3 protein-coding genes are annotated in these 1,450 nt (G+C 58.3%); all 3 read right to left on the bottom strand.

Features of this window, described 5'->3' with window-relative positions:
- A partial coding sequence (locus NP596_RS21345) for a CIS tube protein (protein ID WP_256617396.1) occupies positions 1–604 on the bottom strand: 604 nt, incomplete at its 3' end.
- A complete protein-coding gene (locus NP596_RS21350) occupies positions 597–1,082 on the bottom strand; it encodes a phage tail protein (protein WP_256617397.1) in 486 nt (161 codons plus the stop codon). The genes NP596_RS21350 and NP596_RS21345, both read right to left, overlap by 8 nt.
- A partial coding sequence (locus NP596_RS21355) for a hypothetical protein (RefSeq protein WP_256617398.1) occupies positions 1,075–1,450 on the bottom strand: 376 nt, incomplete at its 5' end. The genes NP596_RS21355 and NP596_RS21350, both read right to left, overlap by 8 nt.

The following is a 1,450-nucleotide window of genomic DNA, read 5'->3' on the forward strand; positions in this document are numbered from 1 at the left end:
CGGCGGCCAGATTGGCGTCCGCGGCGCTGACGCCCTCGCCGTCAACCGCCAAGCGGCCTTGCTGGCGCAGGGCGTCTTTTAAATCGATGATGTCGAACTGGTAATTATCCTGTTTGAAGCTCAACGCCAGCGTGGCCCTGAGCGGCACGCCCTCCGGCGAGAAAAAGTCCAGGGTTTCGTTGTAACTGCTCAGCATGCCGATAAAGGAAAAACTGCCCCATTGGAAGCGGCAGCGCTTGGGCGCCTTGGGTTGATTGCTTTCCGCGTCCTGCGGCTTCATGAATTCGCTGGCGATACGCTGCGTTTGCTGGCGCACGTCTTTATGCAACAGGGTTTGCGTGCCGTCGGTCTCGGTCAGATTTTCGCCGTCCAGCACGCTGGTATCGAACACCAATTCGATGGCTAAAGTCGATTCGCTTTTATCGACGAACTGGGCGGCCTTGCTTTGGCCGCTGCCGCTGTTGCTGTCTTTCAGGGTGTTGGACAGCGTCACTTTCAAGCTGGCCGGATTGAATTGCACGGTGATCCAGCTGTCTTCCGGCGCATCCTGGTTTTGCGCGTCCAACGGGATCAACACGGCCTTACTGAGTTTGCTGCTAGCCATTTTGCACCGCCTGCATGGGTTGATTCCAGTTCACCGCAAAGCCTTCGTGATTCAAATGCAGTTCCTCTATCGCCACCTGATTGGCGGTGGCGTTCAGATCAGGCCCCTTGAATTTGATCGGCAGAACGTTATCCAGCGTCCAGACCATCACGGCTTGCTCGGGATCGGCCGGATTAATCAGCTGGATGGCGCAATTCAAGCGTATCGAATAATAACTTTGCCGGAAACAGCGGTCGAACAAGCGCCATAAGCCCTCGGCATCGGTTATGCCGCGTTTCAGCACCACGGTGGAAAAGGTGGTCGGGCCGGCCAGTTGCACTTCGCCCCAATTGCGGCCGCCTTCCTTGAGAGTCTTAGGCGACATGCTGGCCTCCAGGCCGCTGACCTCGCTGAAGGCGCCGTTGCACACCAGACCGCCGCCGGCCGATTCCGGCAGGCTCAATTGCACATGAAAGCGAAACGGGATGAGTTCAGCCATTTTTTATGTCCAATTGCCATTGGCTGCTGTTGCTGCCCAGGTCGTGGCTAAAATTCAGCACGATACGGTCTATCGCAAATACCGGCGCCAGCTCGATTTGATACATCACCGTGCTTTCGTTGTCGTGGCTGGCGGCGATGGAAAAAGCCTGCTCCGGCAAGGCGCCGCGCAAGGCGCCGGCTCTATGCAGGCGGGTAAAAAACTGCGTCAGCTGGACTTTGCCCTGCGGATCGCGCACGTCGGTGTTGAACAGCCAGCTCTCGCCCAGCCGTAGCAATTGCCGGTGCAGCCAGCCCAGAAAACGCGCCACCTCGCCGGAACGGTAGCCTTCCGCCAGACGGCTTTGCCGTGAAAAGCCGACGGCCGCC

The organism is Methylomonas rivi, from assembly GCF_024505165.1.
Taxonomy (GTDB): Bacteria; Pseudomonadota; Gammaproteobacteria; order Methylococcales; family Methylomonadaceae; genus Methylomonas; species Methylomonas rivi.

Bases quoted from the DNA above. Each gene is read 5' to 3' on its own strand.
- NP596_RS21350 (WP_256617397.1), bottom strand. From the start codon at position 1,082: ATGGCTGAACTCATCCCGTTTCGCTTTCATGTGCAATTGAGCCTGCCG.